At 59.2% G+C, this 18,970-nt stretch carries 17 protein-coding genes and 1 tRNA gene; 3 read left to right on the forward strand and 15 right to left on the reverse strand.

The features are described from left to right. Positions 1 to 33 precede the first annotated feature (33 nt). Positions 34 to 717 (forward strand): queuosine precursor transporter, encoded by a 684-nt coding sequence (locus ABRP84_RS09220; protein ID WP_284629951.1) that lies wholly within the window; start codon positions 34 to 36, stop codon positions 715 to 717. Here the strand turns inward: ABRP84_RS09220 and tgt are convergent. The 9 genes from tgt to ABRP84_RS09265 all read right to left on the reverse strand — a co-directional run bounded on the left by tgt (position 693) and on the right by ABRP84_RS09265 (position 12,401). Continuing rightward, positions 693 to 1,949: a tRNA guanosine(34) transglycosylase Tgt gene (gene tgt, locus ABRP84_RS09225; RefSeq protein WP_349853471.1), complete on the reverse strand. Its 1,257-nt coding sequence runs from the start codon at positions 1,947 to 1,949 to the stop codon at positions 693 to 695. The genes ABRP84_RS09220 and tgt overlap by 25 nt on opposite strands. Then, positions 1,946 to 4,585, reverse strand: a complete 2,640-nt coding sequence (locus ABRP84_RS09230; protein WP_349853472.1) for an MMPL family transporter — start codon at positions 4,583 to 4,585, stop codon at positions 1,946 to 1,948. The genes tgt and ABRP84_RS09230 overlap by 4 nt, the downstream gene beginning before the upstream one ends. 228 nt (positions 4,586 to 4,813) lie before the next feature. Beyond that, a complete protein-coding gene (locus tag ABRP84_RS09235; protein WP_349853474.1) occupies positions 4,814 to 5,674 on the reverse strand; it encodes an HtaA domain-containing protein in 861 nt (286 codons plus the stop codon). Positions 5,675 to 5,760: 86 nt separating this feature from the next. Continuing rightward, a complete protein-coding gene (locus ABRP84_RS09240) occupies positions 5,761 to 6,402 on the reverse strand; it encodes a biliverdin-producing heme oxygenase (protein ID WP_349853476.1) in 642 nt (213 codons plus the stop codon). A gap of 180 nt (positions 6,403 to 6,582) precedes the next feature. Then, positions 6,583 to 7,632 (reverse strand): HtaA domain-containing protein, encoded by a 1,050-nt coding sequence (locus ABRP84_RS09245; protein ID WP_349853478.1) that lies wholly within the window; start codon positions 7,630 to 7,632, stop codon positions 6,583 to 6,585. Beyond that, positions 7,625 to 8,419 (reverse strand): heme ABC transporter ATP-binding protein, encoded by a 795-nt coding sequence (locus ABRP84_RS09250; protein ID WP_349853480.1) that lies wholly within the window; start codon positions 8,417 to 8,419, stop codon positions 7,625 to 7,627. Before ABRP84_RS09250 ends, ABRP84_RS09245 begins: the two co-directional genes overlap by 8 nt. Then, complete coding sequence (locus ABRP84_RS09255) at positions 8,419 to 9,468, reverse strand: FecCD family ABC transporter permease (RefSeq protein ID WP_349853482.1); 1,050 nt, start codon at positions 9,466 to 9,468, stop codon at positions 8,419 to 8,421. Before ABRP84_RS09255 ends, ABRP84_RS09250 begins: the two co-directional genes overlap by 1 nt. Beyond that, positions 9,449 to 10,495, reverse strand: a complete 1,047-nt coding sequence (locus tag ABRP84_RS09260) for a heme/hemin ABC transporter substrate-binding protein (protein ID WP_023024969.1) — start codon at positions 10,493 to 10,495, stop codon at positions 9,449 to 9,451. Before ABRP84_RS09260 ends, ABRP84_RS09255 begins: the two co-directional genes overlap by 20 nt. Before the next feature lie 10 nt (positions 10,496 to 10,505). Further along, positions 10,506 to 12,401 (reverse strand): HtaA domain-containing protein, encoded by a 1,896-nt coding sequence (locus ABRP84_RS09265; RefSeq protein WP_034659496.1) that lies wholly within the window; start codon positions 12,399 to 12,401, stop codon positions 10,506 to 10,508. A 120-nt stretch (positions 12,402 to 12,521) separates the two neighbouring features. On the opposite strand from ABRP84_RS09265, the gene ABRP84_RS09270 reads away from it, so the two are divergent. Further along, a complete protein-coding gene (locus ABRP84_RS09270) occupies positions 12,522 to 13,025 on the forward strand; it encodes a hypothetical protein (protein ID WP_349853484.1) in 504 nt (167 codons plus the stop codon). A 67-nt stretch (positions 13,026 to 13,092) separates the two neighbouring features. Here the strand turns inward: ABRP84_RS09270 and ABRP84_RS09275 are convergent. The 4 genes from ABRP84_RS09275 to ABRP84_RS09290 form a co-directional block, all read right to left on the reverse strand. Further along, a tRNA-Ser gene (locus ABRP84_RS09275) sits at positions 13,093 to 13,180 on the reverse strand. Positions 13,181 to 13,274: 94 nt separating this feature from the next. Further along, positions 13,275 to 13,475 carry a CsbD family protein gene (locus ABRP84_RS09280; RefSeq protein ID WP_349853486.1) on the reverse strand — a complete coding sequence of 67 codons (201 nt, stop codon included), beginning with the start codon at positions 13,473 to 13,475 and terminating at the stop codon, positions 13,275 to 13,277. A 47-nt stretch (positions 13,476 to 13,522) separates the two neighbouring features. Then, positions 13,523 to 13,999, reverse strand: coding sequence for a nucleoside deaminase (locus ABRP84_RS09285; RefSeq protein WP_349853487.1), 477 nt, complete (start codon positions 13,997 to 13,999; stop codon positions 13,523 to 13,525). Next, positions 13,986 to 14,465: a tRNA adenosine deaminase-associated protein gene (locus ABRP84_RS09290; protein WP_023024959.1), complete on the reverse strand. Its 480-nt coding sequence runs from the start codon at positions 14,463 to 14,465 to the stop codon at positions 13,986 to 13,988. Before ABRP84_RS09290 ends, ABRP84_RS09285 begins: the two co-directional genes overlap by 14 nt. Positions 14,466 to 14,504: 39 nt before the next feature. On the opposite strand from ABRP84_RS09290, the gene ABRP84_RS09295 reads away from it, so the two are divergent. After that, complete coding sequence (locus ABRP84_RS09295; protein WP_349853489.1) at positions 14,505 to 15,533, forward strand: prephenate dehydrogenase; 1,029 nt, start codon at positions 14,505 to 14,507, stop codon at positions 15,531 to 15,533. On the opposite strand, the gene ABRP84_RS09300 is transcribed toward ABRP84_RS09295, so the two are convergent. Together ABRP84_RS09300 and ABRP84_RS09305 are read right to left on the reverse strand one after the other, a co-directional pair. Continuing rightward, positions 15,530 to 16,735, reverse strand: coding sequence for a trypsin-like serine protease (locus ABRP84_RS09300; RefSeq protein ID WP_349853491.1), 1,206 nt, complete (start codon positions 16,733 to 16,735; stop codon positions 15,530 to 15,532). The genes ABRP84_RS09295 and ABRP84_RS09300 overlap by 4 nt on opposite strands. A 1-nt stretch (position 16,736) precedes the next feature. Then, complete coding sequence (locus tag ABRP84_RS09305) at positions 16,737 to 17,666, reverse strand: DUF418 domain-containing protein (protein WP_349853492.1); 930 nt, start codon at positions 17,664 to 17,666, stop codon at positions 16,737 to 16,739. Positions 17,667 to 18,970 lie beyond the last annotated feature (1,304 nt).

The following is an 18,970-nucleotide window of genomic DNA, read 5'->3' on the forward strand; positions in this document are numbered from 1 at the left end:
ATTCCCAGCATACGGTTTGGCACAATAGTGGGCATGGAAAAATCCCCCTCCTCTCAAGTGCGCTTTATCCCCGTTCATTCCACTCTCTATCCCTGGCTCGTCACGATCTTCGTCGTGACGTTTTTGATTTCTAATATCAACGCCACCAAGGGCGTCCAGCTCGGGCCGCTCGTGACCGACGGCGCCTTCTTCCTCTTCCCGCTGGCCTATATCGTCGGCGACGTTTTGTCCGAGTGCTACGGCTTCAAGTCCACCCGGCGCGCCATCTACATCGGCTTTGCGATGGCCCTGCTCGCCGTCGTGTGTTTCTACATCGCCATCTGGCTGCCCGCGGCGGATTTCTATGAGGGCCAGGAGGCCTTCGCCGCCACGCTGGGCCTGGTGCCGCGCATCGTTTTGGCCTCCCTGGCCGGTTACCTGGTGGGCCAGCTGCTCAACGCGTGGACGCTGACCGCGATGAAGAAGCGTAGCGGTGAAAAGGGCCTTTTCTCCCGGCTGATCGCCTCCACCGTGGTGGGTGAGTTTGGTGATACCTTGCTGTTTTGCGCCATCGCCGCGCCCGTCATCGGCATCGACACCACGAGCGGATTCATCAACTACGTGGTGGTGGGCTTTGTATGGAAGACGCTGATTGAGGTCGTCCTCTTGCCCATTACCTCCGCGGTTATCAAGCTGGTGAAAAAGCGCGAAGATTACCGCGCCTTCGACGCCGCGTAGTAGCGGCCCAGGAACTCATCGCGGTAGTCCTCGTAGTAGCCGCCGTTGATCGCTGCGCGGATATTGTCCACTAACCGCACCATGAATTCCACGTTGTGGATGGTGCACAGCGTGCCGGCCAAAAATTCCTTCGCCTTGAGCAGGTGGTGCAGGTAGGCTCGCGAGTAGTTCTCCGTGACGTAGCCGCCGAATTCCTCGTCGATGCCCTTGAAATCCCGCTTGAACCGCGCATTGGTGAGGTTGAGGCGGCCATCGAGCGTGTAGACGCCACCGCGGCGAGCCAGGCGGGTCGGCGCGACGCAATCGAAGGTATCGGCGCCGGCCTCGACCGCGGTGAAGATGTCATCGGGTTCGGAGATGCCGAGCAGGTGGCGCGGTTTATCGTCCGGTAGTTCATCGCAGACCCAGCCCACGATGGTGCCGAGGTTCTGCTTTTCCAGCGCGCCGCCGATGCCGAAGCCGCCGAAACCGCGCTGGCCCTTCTCCCGCGCGGCGCGGTCCAGGTCCAAGAGGCCGCGGGTGGCCTGGCGGCGCAGGTCCTCGTATTGCGCGCCCTGCACCACGCCCCACAGCGATTGCTTCGGGCGGTGGTAGCGCTCGCGGGTAAGCCGGTCGTGTTCTTCCAGGCAGCGCTGCGCCCACCGGTGGGTGCGGGCGACGGATTCTTCCTGGTAGGTGCGCGAATCAATGAGCGTGGTCAGCTCGTCGAAGGCAAACATGATGTCTGCGCCCAGCCCGTGCTGAATCTGCATGGACTTTTCGGGCGTAAAGCGGTGCTTGGAGCCATCGATAATCGAGCGGAAGTCCACGCCTTCCTCATCCACCTTGGCCATGCGCTCCCTTTTCGCGGCCCGAATATCCTTTTCGGTGAGATCCGCCAAGTCCATGGCGATGACCTTTTTAAAGCCCACGCCCAAAGACATCACCTGGAATCCGCCGGAATCGGTGTAGGTCGGCCCGTGCCAGTTCTCAAATTTCGCCACGCCGCCGGCCTCGTCCACGATGTCGTGGCCCGGCTGCAGGTAGAGATGATAGGCATTGGACAAAATGGCCTGCGTTCCGGTGGCGCGAATCTGCTCCGGCGTCAGGGTCTTTACCGTGGCCTTGGTCGCCACCGGGATAAACGCCGGGGTGGCGATATCGCCGTGCGGGGTGTGGATAACACCACTGCGACCATGCTTGCCGGGGCCTTCGGGCAGGCGCTTATCGATGTCGAAACTTAAGTCCTTCATTCCTTTTCTTCCTCTTCTTCCCTGGTCTTCTGGCCGTCATCCGCGTGTTGTGCTTCCCATTCTTCCTCAAGCGCGGTGCCTTCGATGTCTACGGTGGGCAGGATCTTATCCAGCCACTTGGGCATCCACCACGTAGCGCGGCCCATGAGGAACATGGAGGCGGGGACGAGGGTCATGCGGACAAAGAAGGCATCGAAAAGCACGCCCGCCGCCAAGGCAAAGCCGAAGATCTGGATGAACGGCAGCGGCTGATTGATAAAGGCCACGAAGACCGAAATCATGATGATGGCCGCGGCCGTCACCACGCGCGCGCCCTGGGTAAAGCCGGTGATGGTGGCCTCATCGACAGCGCTATAGGGCCCCGACGTGCCCTTCGGGTGCCGCGCGATGTGCTCGCGCATGCGGGTGACCAGGAAGACCTGGTAGTCCATGGCCAAGCCGAAGGTCACGCCGATGAGGAAGATCGGCATGAACGATAGCAGCGGGCCGGGGCCTGGGACGAGGCCCCACAGGCCGTCTTGCCATACCAGCACCGTCAGGCCGAAGGCGCCGCCAACCGAAAGCAGGAAGCCCAGGCCCGCAACCAGCGGCACCAGGAGGGATCGGAAGACGACGAGCAGCAGCACGATTGCCAGCCCCACAACGATGCTCAAGTACGGCGCCATCGCACCGCGCAGGCGCTCGGTAATGTCCAGCTGCACGGCGGTCAAGCCCGTCAGGCCGATCTCGGTGCCGGTGGTGCCTTCGATCTCCTTGGTGGCAGAGCGCAGCGCGTGCGCGACGTTAATGGTTGCGGCTTCCGTTGGCGAGGTTTCCGGAGTCACCATGATTTGTGCCGAGCGCTGGTCCTCGCTGAGCGAAACGATCTGCGCGTGTTTTACCCCGCCGAGCGTCTTCAATTGATCCGCGGTGTAGAGGAAGGACGCCAGCGCTGCCTTGTCTTCGGCGCTGGTCGGCGCGGCGGCGTCTTCCTTGTCCTCGACCTCTGCGACGGGGGCGATATCCGGCTCCGCCGGTTGCTCGCCGGGTTGGTCAGCGGGGTGATCGCCGGGCTGGTCAGCTGGCTGGTCCGATGGCTGATCGGGCGCCCCGTTGGGCGCGGGCTCAGGCGCGTTATCGGGCGCATGATCCTCCGGGTTATCGGCGGGCGGCTCGCCGGCGCCTTCTTCGGGTTCGCCATCTCCGCCTTGGGCAGCCACCAATGGGGCGAGTGCGGCGGAATCGGCGTTGATGGTGTGGGCATCGACAACCGCGAGGAACGGCCCATTGACGCCGGGGCCGAAGCCCTCGGCCATCAGGTCGGCGGCCTTGCGCTGGGTGGTATTGGGATTCGAGGTGGTATCGGCAGGCAGCGCCAACTCCATGTGGAGCACCGGGGCGGTCATGGCGCCGAGGGCGAGGACGACGAGGGCCATCGCCAAGCCGGGCACCTTTTGCACCAGCCGTACCCAGCGATGGCCCATGGTAGGCCCGCGGCGCACCTTTCCCTTGCGGGAAGGGTTGCCAGCCACGCCGGGGATGCGGCCGCTAAACGCCTTGTCACCCAAAAGCCCGAGCATCGCGGGGATGAGCGTGAGGGAGACGAGGACGGCGATGGCTACGGTTGCTGCGGCGGAAAGCCCCATGGCGGTGAGGAATTCGATGCGCGCAATGAGCAGGGCAAAGAGCGCGGTAAAGACGGTGGTTCCGGCGAAAACCACGGACGAGCCCGCCGTTCCTGCTGCCATACCTGCGGCCTCTGGGGCGGACATGCGGGCCCGCTCGGCGCGGTAGCGGGACAGGATAAATAGCGCATAGTCGATGCCCACCGCCAGGCCAATCATGATGGCCAGCACCGGCGTCATGTTGTTGAGCTCTATCCAGTGCGTGGTAATCAGCATGCCGCATGCGCCCAGACCGACTCCGATGACGGCCGAAATTAACGGCATTCCAGAAGCGACCAGGGAGCCGAAGGTAAAAATGAGGACGAGGAAGGCCACGCCCAGGCCAATAATCTCGGAAGTGGAGTTAACCCGAATCTCATCGCCAAACCCGGCGCCGCCGGCCTCGACGGTAAGCCCCTGCTGCCTGCCGATGTCCATCGCTTCCGTCACGATGTCTTTATCGGCTTGGTCCACGCTATAGGGCGATTCGGCATCGAAGTTGAAGGTGGTATAGGCAATGGTCTTGTCTTCGTTGACCATGGCGAGGTTATCGGCATCGGCATGCGCGGACGATTCCGGCAGCCCCATCTCCGTGAACTGGTGGATGACCTCATCCTGCAGCCGCGGCGAGACCTCAAGGGGGTTGCCAAAACGCATGGTATCGCCCATCTCCAGGTTATCCTCGAGGTGGGTGATGACCGCCTTGATGGCCTTTTCATTGGCGGGATCTGAGAGCTTTTGGCCCTCCGGGGCCTGGAAGACCAAGTTCACCGATGGGGAGTTGGCGGGATTGCCGCCTTCCGGGAAGAGATCCATCGTTTTGTAGGTGGCATCGATGGACGGGGTGCCTTTGATAGCGAACTCGCTCGTCATCGGTTTCATCAACAAGGCGGTAGCGCCGCCGGCGGCGGCAAGTAGGACCACCCAGGTGACGATGACCTTCCATTTATTAAGGAAAGACCAGCGCCCGAGCCGGTAGAGGAGTTTAGCCACGGGAAATGTACCTTCGCATTCGCGTAGTCGGACGGATTTAACTTCGCCCTAGTGTAGTTGCCGTGCCCCTTATTCCCTATTACTTAGCCGCCGGGCAGCCCGTATTCACAGACGATGCCAAGGCGGCGGGCCAAAAAGAACCGTGTCCATTCGATGCAGTCAAGGACTAGATCGGGTGGCCACGGCGGAGCGGCGTAGACAATGCAGCCGCGAGAGAGCGCTCGCTGTTTAAACGTACTTTGACAAGCTCAGGCCAGGAAGAACGAGGTCAGAGAAGAAGGCGCTAATTTTCTTTACCCGCTCGATAACAGCAGCGACGGTCTCGCCTAGTGTGCCGAAGGAAGAACCGTGGAAAGAAGAGCCATCGGCTGCAGCGTTGTCGCCCGAAGGCTTCTTTTCTGGGGTTACCTGGTCAGATGGTTTAGCGTTTTCGGAGGCACCGTCGAATGCCACGGTGAGATCCGAGTTGGCATCGTCAAGCGGCTGCCCCACTGGGTACTTGCCCAAGAAAATGTCGGAGCCCGTCTGGGTCAACGAGGTGGGGGCATCAGTTGTGGCGTAGGACTTGCCGGTTTCCGGCACCAAGGGCTCAGTAAGCGTGAAGGTAGAGATTGCGGCGTCATCGCCAGACAATTCAACCGGTTTGTTCTTAAGCGGGCCGGAGGCGCCCGTAAGTTTATAATCCGCAGTAATGGTGGCGTTTTGGCCTTCTACTTCTACCTTGATATCCGAAAACGTGAGATCGACGCCGTAGGAACCATTAGGGCCGAAGCCTGGATAGCCTTGAATCTGCACGGATCCCTGAGTGCCAATAGTGCCGTTTCCCTCAGCATCCAGCGTGGTGTGGGCCGCATCGACCGGGAAGGTGAAGTCCTTTCCTACCTTCTCCGCGCCTTCGGTGGTATTGATTATGCCTTTGGCAAGCGGGTTGGTGTCCACGTGGTGAATGAAGGATTCCTTGATGGGCCAGTTCAATTGGCCGGATTCCACGGCGGGGACATCGGCTGGAGCCTCATCGGCAGAGGCTACCGGTGCGGTGACGGCGCCGAGTGCAACCGCTCCAACGGCGATGACGGAAGTTGTTTTCATGAATTTCTCCTCTTGAGAGCAGTGGTGAAACTTTGCCTGAAATATTAGGCGAGCCTTACCTTAATTGGAAAATTAGAAAAAGTAAATCAGTGGCGCTTATCGAGCTCGGCGAAGATCCCTGAGTTGAAAGCGAATGCGCGCTGCGCCTCTGAGAGCAATGCCTCACGCTGTTCCGCAGTCAGCATGAGACCGTCCAGGCGTTCGCGGTAGCCCTTGCGGTACGGCGGAATCTTGCCGATGGCACTGAAGTCATAAAAGTTCAGTGCATCCGGTTCGATGTCATAAAGCGTGCCGAGGCGCGCGGCAATCACCTGGCCGCCAGAGACATCACCGAGATACCGGACATAGTGATGAGCCACCACTTCTACCGCACTGCCGGATACCCCTTCTAAGCGGGAAACGTAGGATGCGGTGGCCGGCAGGATCCGAATCTTTTCACGCCAGTCACTACCGACGAGCGCCGCCAAATCCGCTTCCAGAGCGAAGCGCCGCTCAAGGCGTGGATCGGCCACCGCACCGGCGATTGGAGTATGCGCCACGCTGCGGACTGCACGCTCCAGAGACTCATAGACAAACCACAGCTGGCCGCTTAAATCGGCGGCGGCCTCAGCGCTCAGCCGACCTGACATAAGTCGCTGCATAAACGCCGAACCCTCCGCGTTCTCGTGAGCATGGGCGGTCTCCTCGCGCAATGCGGCGGATAATGGTTTCTTAAGCGTCACAGTCACTGACTTCCTCCAAAGTAATGCTTACCTAATGTCTAAAATTAAATTTAAGGTTAGGCAATCCTTATTTACAAGGCCTGTGGGGAGAAATCAACCAAAAGAACTAACTCCCTACCCCTCCGCCTGCGGTGCGCGCGTCATTAGGATGCGGCTGCCGTCACGACGCGCTTAGCTGACCACCTGTTACCGATGGAGAAGAGCACGCACGCTCTCAAGGGCGCCCGACTTTATAAAGGCCTGCCCAAGAATGGCAAACATGCTGCCAATGGTTGCCACGCCCAAGATGTAGTTCCACACCTTGGCAAAGCTAGAACCGGAGGGAGTGTCCTTCTCTGGATTATCAGTTCCCGGATTCTTAGACTCCGAAGTCTCAGGGGTCTTTGGAGTCTCCGGATCCTTCGGCGGTGCCGGGGTCTGCGAGGTCGCTGGTGGCTGACCCTGTGGCTTCTCTTCCTTTTCCGGCGAAGCTACCGGCGGCTTGGGAGCAGGCTCGTTCTGCGGCTTTTCCTGATCCTGCGGCGTTTCTTCCTTCTTCTGGCCACAACCAGGGGAAACCTTGAGGGTTAGGTGGGCATCATCAAGCTCAGGCTTGTTCTCCGAGCTATACATGCCCATGAAAAGTTGGTCTACGCCCTCGATTTTTCCATCTTTTGTTCCCTGCTGCTCCTTGTACCGCACATCGCTGGCGGAAAGGGTGAGCGTATCGCCCTCCTTGGTCCATTGCGCCGTGCCGTGGCCAAAGATCCCATCCCCGGTGCGCTTATTGGCGTCGATGTGATCGTCCTCGGTGTATTGAAGCATATTCTTACCCTCTACGTGATAGACCTCGTAGCCGGAACCGAGCTGGGCTTCATTACCGGAGGTCTTGATGAAAGGTGCCACAACCGTGGAATGTAGAGCGCCGTGGTGACCGGTAAACGTGATCGAGGAGTCTTTACTCTCGATATTGGACGACACCACATTGCCCTCCTCGTCTACCGTTACCGTAGAGGTTTCAGGATCGACCTCGAAGCCGAAAGAGAAATCCTTCCCCTTAGGATCACCGGTTTGCGTCACTGGGCCACTAGTGGACCAATCACCAGCAGCAAAGCCGCTTTTGAGGTAGGAACGCCACGAGTGCTTAATTCCCCAGTTCAAGGAACCAGATTCGATGGTGCAAGTTTCTTCCGCAGAAGCGTGCGGCACGGTGAGTGCGGTCGCCGCGAGAGCGGTGACCACTACTTTCTTAAACATGGAAATCCTCCAATTTGTGTGAGAAGAGTGGGTTGATGGTGGGCGTAGCACGCTGCGGATGTACCCGCAGCCCCTCGACGGATATCGGCCAGCCATACACTTGAGACAATGTGGGACTGGTAAAGACCTCATCTACGCGCCCTTGGGCTGCTAATCCCCCGCACGACAGGCATACGAGATGATCGCAATATGCTGCTGCCGCATTGAGGTCATGCAGCACCACGAGGACGGCGACGCCTGCCTCGCGGGCAAGGGCTTTTACTGAGCCCAACAGTTGTTCTTGGTGCCGGATATCCAGCGCGGCCGTTGGCTCATCCAGCAAGATCACCGGGGTATTTTGGGCAAGCACCCGTGCGAAGGCCGCGCGGGCGCGCTCACCACCAGACAGCGTGCTGATGTCTCGGCCCGCTAGGTGCGCGACGCCGGCGGTATCGAGGGCTGAGTCAATAAAGTCATCATCAAGGTCTGCGTAGGCAGTTCCTTCCCACGGGCGGCGCCCCATCGCAACGACATCACGGACGAGGAATTCGAAGGACACCGAGACGTCTTGGAGCATCACCGCACGCGTGCGTGCGAGCTCCCGCGGTGGAGCCTTGGGCGATAACCCACCCACGGTAATCTCGCCGGAATAATCGATGTCTCCGGCGACAGCGGCAAGTACCGTAGATTTGCCGGCGCCGTTAGGACCGATGAGCCCGGTAACTTCGCCCGCGTGGGCGGTAAAGGACACTTGGTCCACGAGGGTGTGCTCCCCCACGCGAACAGTTAAGTCTTTGACGTTTATCATCAGTGCACTCCTTTGCGCATCATGCGGCGCAGCAAGATGAAGAACGTTGGCCCACCCACCAGCGCGGTGAAAATGCCGATGGGAAGATCCGCAAAGGGAATCATCGTGCGCGCTGCCACGTCGGCGAAACCAATGAGCACAGCACCGCCAAGGGCGGAAGCCGGCAACAGGATGCGGTTTTCTGGTCCGACGATGCTGCGCAGCAGGTGGGGAACGATAAGTCCCACAAAGCCAATGAGGCCGGCGAAGGAAACGGCCGCGGCGGTCAGCACTGCCGATGCCACAATCGCCACGATGCGCAGCCGCGGCACGTTCACGCCGGTATGTGCGGCGGCGCACTCGCCGAGCGCGAGGACGTCCAACTGCTTGCCCAGGCGCAAGGCCACTGCGAGGCCAACCACCACGATGGGCAGTACCGCCCAGACGTGTTTCCACTGTGAGCCGTTGAGGGAGCCCATCTGCCAGAAGATGATCGCTTCGCGGTTGGCGGTCGGCGCTAGGTACACCATGAAAGAGATCATGGCGTTGCATACCGCATTGATGGCGATGCCGGTGAGAATCAGGTGCACCACGGCAACCCTTCCGTTGTGGCGCGCAAGCTGATAGATAATGAAGGTAACCAGCAGCGCGGTAAGGAAGGCTGCAGCGGGAACGGTAAAGGTGCCGAAGAACTCGATATTAAAGACGATGACTACGGCCGCACCAACGCCCGCACCGGAGGTAACGCCGATAATGGAGGGCTCTGCCAAGGGGTTGGCAAATACCGCCTGCATCAGCGTGCCGGCAACGCCCAAGGCCGCGCCCACCACAAGCCCCAAGACCAAACGCGGTAGGCGGATGTCCCATACCACGCTTGCGGTCAAGGAATCCTCCCCGTGGCCAGCTGCCAAAATGGGAAAGAGATCAGACAGCGGTACATAGTATTGCCCCAGCACGACGGAGATGAGCGCCGCGACAACGGTGAGGATCCCCAGCAGTACGAATACCCAAGTGCGCTGCGTGCGTCGGCGCGCGAAGGTGTCCGTGCCCTTACTCATTGTCTGGGTCATACACAGCCTTTGCTAGCTTCACCAGCGTTTGCCCAGTCATGGGGCCAAATGCCAACGACTGGCCGTCCGGGATGGTCACGATGCGCTTCTTTTGGCCGGCGGTGGTTTGAGCAACGCCGGGCCGCTCCAGCAAGCCGTCAATTCCACCGGTGGATTCCAGGCCATTGGTCATCATGATGATCACCTCTGGATTAATGCGCGCCAGCGCCTCAGCATTAGCGGGTTCTGCATGGGAAAGGTTGTTTTCTGCAGCCAGATCCACACCGCCGATGCCTTCAATCAGATCTTGCGCACCGGTACCATCACCCATGATGAAGAAGACGCCACCGTTTCCGCGTGCGTAAAGGAACGCCATGCGCATCGGATCATCGGGAACCAACTCCTTGATGGCTTCCTTTGCCTCGTCGATTTCCTTGGTGGAACGATCCGCCAGCTCGCGTGCTTCGTCGGGCAGGCCGAGGGCATCGCCAAGTGTGGTGATGTCCTCGCCCACCGAATCGATCGTGCGCTCAGGTTCCATCACCACGGTGGTGACACCCGCCGCGCGGATTTGCTCGATGGCATCGCGCGGGCCAATGGAATGGTCTGCAATGACGAGCGTCGGCTGCAGCTCCAGCACCGCCTCCACGTTGATATTGTGGCCGCCTTCGGTCACCACCGGGAGATCCGCCAGGTTAGGCTCGGTAGAAGAAACTGTGCGGCCGACGATATTATCCGCAAGCCCCAAGCCGCTAAGGGTCTTGGTATAGGTGCCATAGATATCCAAAGCCAGGATGCGGGAGGCATCGGTGACGGTGACGTCATTACCATCGGCATCGGTAAGCTCCACCGGAAGCGCCGGCTCTGCCTTATCAGTAACCGGCTCGATATCGTCAAAGTCCTTGACGTCACTGACGCCTTCAAAGGACCTGGGGTCCGAGAGATCGGCGGGATCCGGCAGCTGATCGGTATAGCTTCCCTGCACACCGCACGCGGTAAGGCCTAAGATGCACAGGAATGGTACGAGGAAACGAAGAACGAGTTTCACGGCAATCTTTCTAAGAGTTGTTCATGACAAGCCGGCTGGTGGAACCACCGGCGATGATCAATCCGACGATGAAGAGCAGTAGATAGGTGGTCGGGTTTTCTAGGCTCCCGCCGGGAGACGTCGCGGATTTGACCTTAAATTTGTTCGATCCGTCCTCGTATCCCTGCCCCGAGTCACCGGCTAGCACTGGGTCCCCGGCTGCGGCATGCGCGCCGCCTTTGGAACCAGGAGTTCCCTTTCCATTTCCGCCTGCGCCAGATCCGCCGGATCCGCCGGATCCAGAACCGGAGCTAGAACTGCCGCCACCGGATACGGCGCCGCAATCAGCGCTTCCGCCCAAGGTGGCGTGGAAGCTCAACGGATCCAACTGGGTGCCTGGTTCATAGAACTCAGCGAGTGCCTGGGAACCGGCTTCAGAAAGCGATACCGCAGCTTCACCGGACACGGCGTCCGTGCCGACGTCGAGGGAATTGAAGTTCAAGGTGCCAATAACAGTGCGTCCAAAGTCTTTCTTCTTGCCTTCCATATTGGAAGAGCGCACGTCAGCGATAAGCTCGCCAGAATTGCCGTTAAAGGTGATTTCCAGGTTGGCGATGTTGAGGTCCAGCTTGCCGTGGTGCCCGGTGAACTGCATGCTTCCGCCATATTGCACGGAGCCCGCGCCATCTTTTACGGCACCGGAGTTACCCGTGAATTGGAAACGCCCATTGTCATAGCCAACACCAGAGAGATCCCATCGGCCCTGAGCAATGGATCCGGTGATATAGGACTGGAAGGATTTCTTTAACCCCCACTGAGCGGTGGCTTGAGTTACACCAGTGGCCTCACAGACGGCATCGTCCCCGCCAGATCCTTCCTCGCCCGAACTACCTGAGCTCGGGGCACCGGAGTTCGCAGATCCAGAGTGCGCAGGACCAGATCCCGCTGCTTTGCCAGTTCCTGAGGCACCGCCGCCTCCGCCCGAACCAAAGTTGCTCGGTGATGGATTTCCCGCTGCAGAGTTAGTAGAAGCTGAGTTTCCTCCAGTGGAGTTCGACGTACCCGAAGTGGAACCACCCGAATTCGAGTTCGATCCACCCCGATTGTTGAAAGACTCCAACTCATCCAGGAACGCCTGGGTATTGCCCATGAACGTAGTAATCCCGTTCATCGTGTCATTGGTTTCAGACAGGATGTCCATGGCTTCCTTGTTAAAGCCCGTGAAGGAACCCGTAATAGACGTCAATGGGCGGTTCTCACCGGAACCGGAACCGGAGCCAGATCCGGAACCAGATCCGGCGCACGAGCCATCAAGCGCAATGCTGCCAGAGGACGGATCTAAGGCTTCGCCCGGCTGGTAGAAGCCGGTAAATAGCTTGGCCCCGCCGGAGGTCAGAGCGGTAGATCCAGACAAATCAACCTTCCCGGCACCATCTTCGACGGGGTTGGCCAGATCAATGGTGGCGATTACCTCATCATTGCCTTGGATCTTTTTACCGCGGCTGAGGTCTTGGCGGTTCATCTCATAGGAGACGTAGTCCACGGAAATCTGCGCCTGTTTACCAGAGGCCTTGACCTTGAAGTCCGACATCGTCATGTCCAGGACCCCATCGTGGCCGGTAAAGTTCAGCGTTCCGTTGAACGGTATCGTGACGTTTCCACCAGACGCATCGGGCTTTCCTGGGGTAAAGACGAACGCACCATCGCCCTGTTCGTCGCCTGTGAAGCCAATGCCATTGGCACCCCATCCACCGTGGGCGATATTGCCTTTGACGTAGCTGCGGAATGACTGCTTGATGCCCCATTTCCATGTGCAGGATTCATCTCCGTGGGCAACTGGGGCAGATGACAGAAGTGGGGCGAATGCCGCGACGAGAAAAGCAGCGACGATGATGCCGAACGCCGACTTACACAGTTTTCCAATCATATTAAGAACCTTGTTTTCGTGCCTAAAAATCATATAGGCTAAGCTTGCCTTAGTGAAGTAAGTGTATCCTGACCTAACTTCTTCCGATTGTCAATAAACCACCCCTATAAGAAGCAAAGAATGCAAAACGACCCCCGCAAAGACATCTTCACCAGCATCTATCCAGATGTGGATCCCACGCAGAACTTCCCACTCACGATTGGTGAACGCTTATCCTTAGCTCTTTCCGTCGGCGTATTTATGTTCGGCGGCGTAAGCGGCAACCTGCTCATCGCCGGTATCGGCTTGGCCTCTGTGGTTGCCTGTTCCTTGGCACTTGCCCGTAAAACGCCACGCCGCATCCGCGCAGAGGCCCGTAGCCGATTCCCCCGGGAACCGTGGGCCGAACAACCCAGCCTCCTCGTGCCCGCCGTATGGATCGTCATCGCAATAATCGCGGCCCTGGCGTGGTGGTTTACCCCCGTGAAATACCTCGCGTGGAGCGCGGGCATTATTGCTGTCATCGCGGCCATCGCAACGTGGTTCCTCCCCACCCTGCAGCGCCGCCGCGCGCGGGCTGCACGCCCAAAGCAGGACGCTTTAGCTACCCCGACACGCCAGAAAACAACACATTTTGTCGTTTAACCCTATCTCCCTGGCGGAGAAAAACTAAAATAGGCCCCGACCTGCATTAACAGGTCGGGGCCTTGCGCGGTGGCGGCGGGATTTGAACCCGCGGTTGGGGGTTACCCAACAATCGCTTTCGAGGCGATCACCTTCGGCCGCTCGGACACGCCACCGCGTTCCAGATTACGGGAGGACCCCCGATGCAACAAAATCGCTGCGCAAGCATTAAGCCGACGCAGCGATTTCGCTATGAAGGAGACTATAAAATTAGTCCTTCTTCAGGCCACCGATGATGTCGTTAGCCTTGTCCTTGATGTTGTCTGCAGCATCGGACAGCTTGTCCTTAGCATCGGAAACGACCTGGTCGGCCTTGCCCTCGTTGGCTACGTCTTCGTTACCGGTTGCCTCGCCGACAGCTTCCTTTGCCTTGCCTGCGAGGTCGTCCTTCTTATTTTCCAAATCGCCCATTTTCTCTCTCCTTAAATGAGTCGCTTACAGTGTGTCAGCCACTATACTCACTTTTCGCGGAGTGTGGCGAAGAATTTTTCTAGCAACGCCACGCAGTCTTTTTCGAGGACACCACCGCGGACCTGTGGGCTAAAGGACGCGGTGGGGGCACGCAGGACATCGATAAGCGAGCCGCACGCACCCGTCTTCGGCTCAAAGGCGCCAAAAACCAGCGAGCTCACCCGGGCGGATTGCAGGGCGCCGGCACACATGGCGCAGGGCTCCAAGGTGACCACGAGCTCGCAGCCGGTCAAGCGCCAGCCATCGCCATGGATGCGCACCGCCTGGCGGATCGCCTCGACCTCGGCGTGGGCGGTGGGATCGCGCAATTGCTCGCGGCGGTTGACGCCGGTGGCGAGCTCGCGGCCGGCGGCATCATAAAGCACCGCCCCAACCGGCACATCCCCGGCGGGGGTCTGGCGCGCCACCGCGAGGGCGCGCCGCATCCGTTCCTGCGCGCGCTGCAGGGGCTTAGGCGTTATCAATGACGTCTTCTAGCTCATCCCCAAAGCCCAGGTCGCCGGCGATGCGCAGGAGCATGTCGGAGGGCCAATCGTCCTCATCGTCGATGATGTAGCCCACCTGGTCCTCGGATAGGCCCAGGTCAGCGAAGATATCGAAATCGCCCTCACCGTAGGGGTCAGCCTCTTCCGGGTCCACGTCTGGAATCTCGTAGTCATTGAGCTCCATGAAGTCCGCGGCAAAGTCATCGTCAACGCCGTAGGTGGCGTCTGAAATTAGCATTTTCACCCCACCGGGCACGGGCCGCACGGCAATGAAGTAGGCGTCTTCGACGCAGAGAAGGGCGAAAGCTGCGCCTTCGGAGCGCAGGGAGCGCACTGCGGTGATGGAGGTTTGCGGATCCTCAAAGTCATCATCGAAGCTGCGCACGACCCATTGTCCCTCGTTGCGGGCGACGGTAACCGCGAAAGAGTAATTTTCGTTGCTCATACCTCGTGAGATTAGTCGTGTTGTGCCACAATTGTCACCGTGAGTTCTCAAGATGTTCAACGCCCCATCTGCATTATCGGCCTCGGCCTCATCGGCGGTTCCCTGCTGCGCGATCTCGCCGGCTATAACCACGACGTATTCGGATACAACCACTCGACGTCCGCCGCCCGCACCGCAGTCAAGCAGGGCTTTGACGTCAATGATGACTTGCCGGCGGTGCTTAACCGCGCCGAAATTGAAGAGGCGCTCATTGTGATCGCCGTTCCCATGACCGCGGTGGGCAGCGTCTTAGATGCCATTCAAGAACACGCCCCTAGCTGCGGCATTACGGACGTGGTCTCCGTAAAGACTCCCGTGCGCCAGCAGGTCTGTGACCGTGGCATGGAGGATCGCTACGTGGGCGGGCACCCCATGGCGGGTACCTCGAAGTCAGGGTGGGATCACTCCCAGACGGGTCTTTTCCGCCGCGCAGCGTGGGGCATTACCTACGATTACGCCGCCGAGTATGAGGCGCGCGGGGAAAAGATTCCTAAGAAATGGATTGAGACTTTTACGGACGTCGTGCGCATGACCCAGATGGTGCATGCAGAGGCCGTGCCCATCCGCGTGGCCAACCACGATGCGGCGGTCGCCCGCATTTCCCACCTGCCGCATATCTTTGCTGAAACCCTCGCCACGGTGGGCGATAATGGCGGCATTTTGGCGCAGTCCCTGGCCGCCGGTTCCTTCAAGGATGCGACCCGGGTGGCAAGCACCCGCCCGGATCTCGTGCGGCAGATGTGCGAGACCAATGCCCCAGCCCTGGTGGAGGCCTTGGATGAGGCGCTGGAGCTGCTTCACGATGCCCGGGAGAAGCTCGCCGCCCCCGAGCCTTCCATCGCCGAGCTTGCCGATGCCGGCTACCGCGCCCGCACCCGCATCGAGGCTAGGTCGGGCGCGCGCAAGGAATCGGTCTCCCCGGTCAAGATTTCCTCCCGCCCGGTGCTGCGCCTGCACCCCGGCGGCCCGAAGTGGGTAGCGCAGCTGCGCCAGACCGAGTCCTTGGGCGGGCGCATCGAGATTTTTTAGCGGCGCGACTTGCGGGCGGCACCGTTGCCTGCACCGGTGGCGAAGGTGCGCGCGGCCGCCGCGGCACCGATAAGTCCAATGGCCGCTACCGTGAAGTAGATCCACGGGCGGTCGCCGCTGGTCTGCGGCGTTGCCTGCGGGGTAGGCGTGGTCTCCGCGGTCAAGACGGCGTCCTTATCCTTGCCGCTAACCACGCCGTCTACCCAGTCCTTGGTGCCGGCGAGCGTGGTGATAGCCGCGCTTGGGGAGGGAAGATCCGGATCTGCATTGGAGGTACCCGCGGTAGCTAGGCCCGCAAGCTTTCCGCCCACGAAGAACGGTCCGCCGGAATCGCCACCCTGCATGCCCGCATTACCGGTGGAATGGACATCGAGGATCGGGCTGCTGATCATCGGGGCCATGCCGCCTTGGCCAGGCTGCATTACTTCCCCACCGTTGCCGTCAGGCTTGACTATCTGCGGCTGCTCGGCACCCGGCTTGGTGGCACCGGGCGAGACCACCTTGGGCTTATCCGATCCCGAACCAGATCCCGGCATCATGGCACCAGGCATGGCCTCTTCGGCCGGCACGGATTCGTAGCCCTCGGGGACCTTCATGCCGGCATCCGGCTTGGAGCCGCCCGGCATCTTGAGCCCGGGCATGGCTTCCTCAGCGGGCACGGACTCGTAGCCTTCCGGGGCCTCCTTATCGGCGCCTGGCTTCTGTGCGGCGTCATCGCTTGGCCCGCCACCCAGGATTTCGGAGACCTTCATCTCTGCCATCGGCAGCTGGCCCTTGCGCGCCATGGAGGAGCTGCTGCTCCAGCCGTACAGGGTGCCAAGGTCGCCGGTCTCTGGAATATCAGTAGAGATCTTGGCCGGCTCGATATCAGTGACGGGCTCGGTGAGGTGGAGCAATCCGGCATCGGAAAGCGGAGACAACGCCCACGAATCCGCGTCATAGACCTTGCCTCCCAGGCGGGCCTGGGTGCCTTCGTTATTGACGGACTCCAGGCAGTGGCGTGCGGTAAGCACCCACTGCTTATCCACCAACGTGCCGGTGCAGTCGCCGAAGTTGCCTATGCGGCCCATCTTGAGCGCGGCGACGGTCTGGGACTCGGCGTTATGAGGGGCGGGTTCGCCGTGCTCAAGGGCGCTGGCGGGGGCCGCCAACATCCCGATGATGCCAGCGGTGGTCAAAGCGGTAGCAATTTTACGCGACATGTTAGTCCTTCTTTCCAGCAGGAACGGCGATTTTAACGGCGGTGGAGACGGCCTTTTCAAGGGGGCCTTGGCCCAAGAAATTCCGCCAGATGGTGGCGAGCACGAGGAATAGGCCAATAAATGCCCACGCCCACGCGGTGTTGTGCAGTGAGATGTGGCTTTGCCAGTAATATGCAGAAAGCACGTGCAAGACATACACGGTCAGGGACATCGTGCCCATTGCGGCCAAGGGGTAGACGAGCTTGGGTACCGCGCTGCCGATGAGCAGGCACAGGTGCAGCACTACGGCAGCCACAGCAACGGAAAGCAGGATTTCGCCCGCGACACCGGTGTGGCCGGTAAACCGCAGCCAGCTGGGCATATCCGGCTCGAAGCGGAAGTAGGTGCCAACCGCGGCAATCACCGCGCTGACCGCGGTAACAATCCACTGCAGCGCCGTGCGGAAGCTACCTGGGCGGATGTAGACCTCAAAGAGGAGCATGCCGGCGATGAAATACGCGATCCATGCCAGTAGCGGATAGACCTGCGGCAGGGTAAACGGCGCGTAGTGCACGGTTGAGGCGATGGCGGCGACGAAGAACAGGGCCAGCTTCCACCACACGTTGAGCGGCGGTACCCAGGAGACCACCATCATGGTGATACCCATAGCAACCAGCACGACCTGAATCTGCCCGCCAACCGGGAGCAGTGCCAATCCGATAAGCGTAATGATGGCGCCACGGGCAATCAGGCGCAGCAGCGTCTGTACGGAATAGTTCTTGCCAATGAGCATCATCGTCACTCCGGCGACAATGGCAAATAGGGCGGCCGGAAGGCCCGACAGAATGACCTTGGTACTCCATACCAACGAGGCCATGTGCAAAATAATCATGCCAATAATGGCAAGTGAACGAGCCAAGTCCAGCCCGACGATGCGCGATGATGTACTCACCTAGCACTCTCCTTCACGATGTGATGGGACGCAGCGGTCTCTACTACGTCCCATGTTTATAACGACTCTCTTTTTCTACAACGCAAGTCTGGGAGGTTGCTGTATCAACACTTTACATGTCCTGTACCTTATAAATGCCATTATTGGCCTGGTCAATCCCACGGACCCACTTTCCCGCTAACCGCACACAATTTCACCCGATTCCCCGGCCACAACACACTCCGGAGGGCCCGCCGCAGCGCGCATCACTGGCGACTACGCGCAATTAATTCACCCCAGAAACCCGCACCTAACTGCTATTTTGCTATAAACAATCGATTGCCCCCTCCATACCTATACCCTGACATTTTCTTTCCTGCCAGAAAGCTTCCTGGCGCCTATGAAAAGGGCTCAAACTGTCTGGCAAATAATCACGAAGTTGAGCCACTCTTCGTTTCTCCCTCCTAAATCAACCGAGGTTCCATCCATTAGTGTGGAGTATCTGTAACCCGTGGTAGGGCCTGACCCTCAGAAAGTGGAGACACCACGCTACCGGACGCAACCTACTGGGAGAGGAGCTTGAGGTTTGGAAGATAAAGACCGCGAAAACCGGGCCCCAATAAACAACCGAGCCGAAAAGCCACTAACCGGATTGCTCTCCCTTACGGAGGTTATTGGCCCTGCGCCAGACTGCGTAAGTTCCCGCAAGGAAAATAACCGCAAAAACTCCGGCAACCCTAAAATAAAATAAGCCGTTTTCTAACCTGCGGAAGATATCTGACGATGAGGTGGAATCCGTCTCAGCCAAGGTCTTAGCAACATATATCGCATTCAACCCGCCGATAGCATAACCGAGACAGAGCAACAGTGATACACAAATCGTAATCTTTAGCAGAACCTCTAAGGATGAATTACGTGACACTGTTCTCCTTTATATTCTCCCATTACAAATAGACGTGCGCATTCGGCATTTCCCTTAACGTCAAAATTTTGAAATCCGTCATCGTGCGCATGACCGAAGGGGCAATCATTGTGAGTTTTACCTTGCGCGTCACATGGATCCCGTTTTCGTCCCTGTTTTGGCAGTTCCCACCAAAGACAGTTTTGGACCCTTCTTGTACCCCTATACTGTTTCCGCTTGAGCCATTCCGGACAAGGCAGGAAGTAGCAGCAGAGAAGACAGAAGAGAAGCGGCAGTATATAAAGTTTTGTCCACAACTACCCTTTCTGTACGCGATGACTTACTTAAAGTAACATAAATTGACTTTCGTGGTAATGATTGTCATTATCTGGATTCTGGCGCACATTACGTTGTTGGCAGTTCA

Source organism: Corynebacterium sp. KPL2861, from assembly GCF_040225475.1.
Lineage (GTDB): Bacteria > Actinomycetota > Actinomycetes > Mycobacteriales > Mycobacteriaceae > Corynebacterium.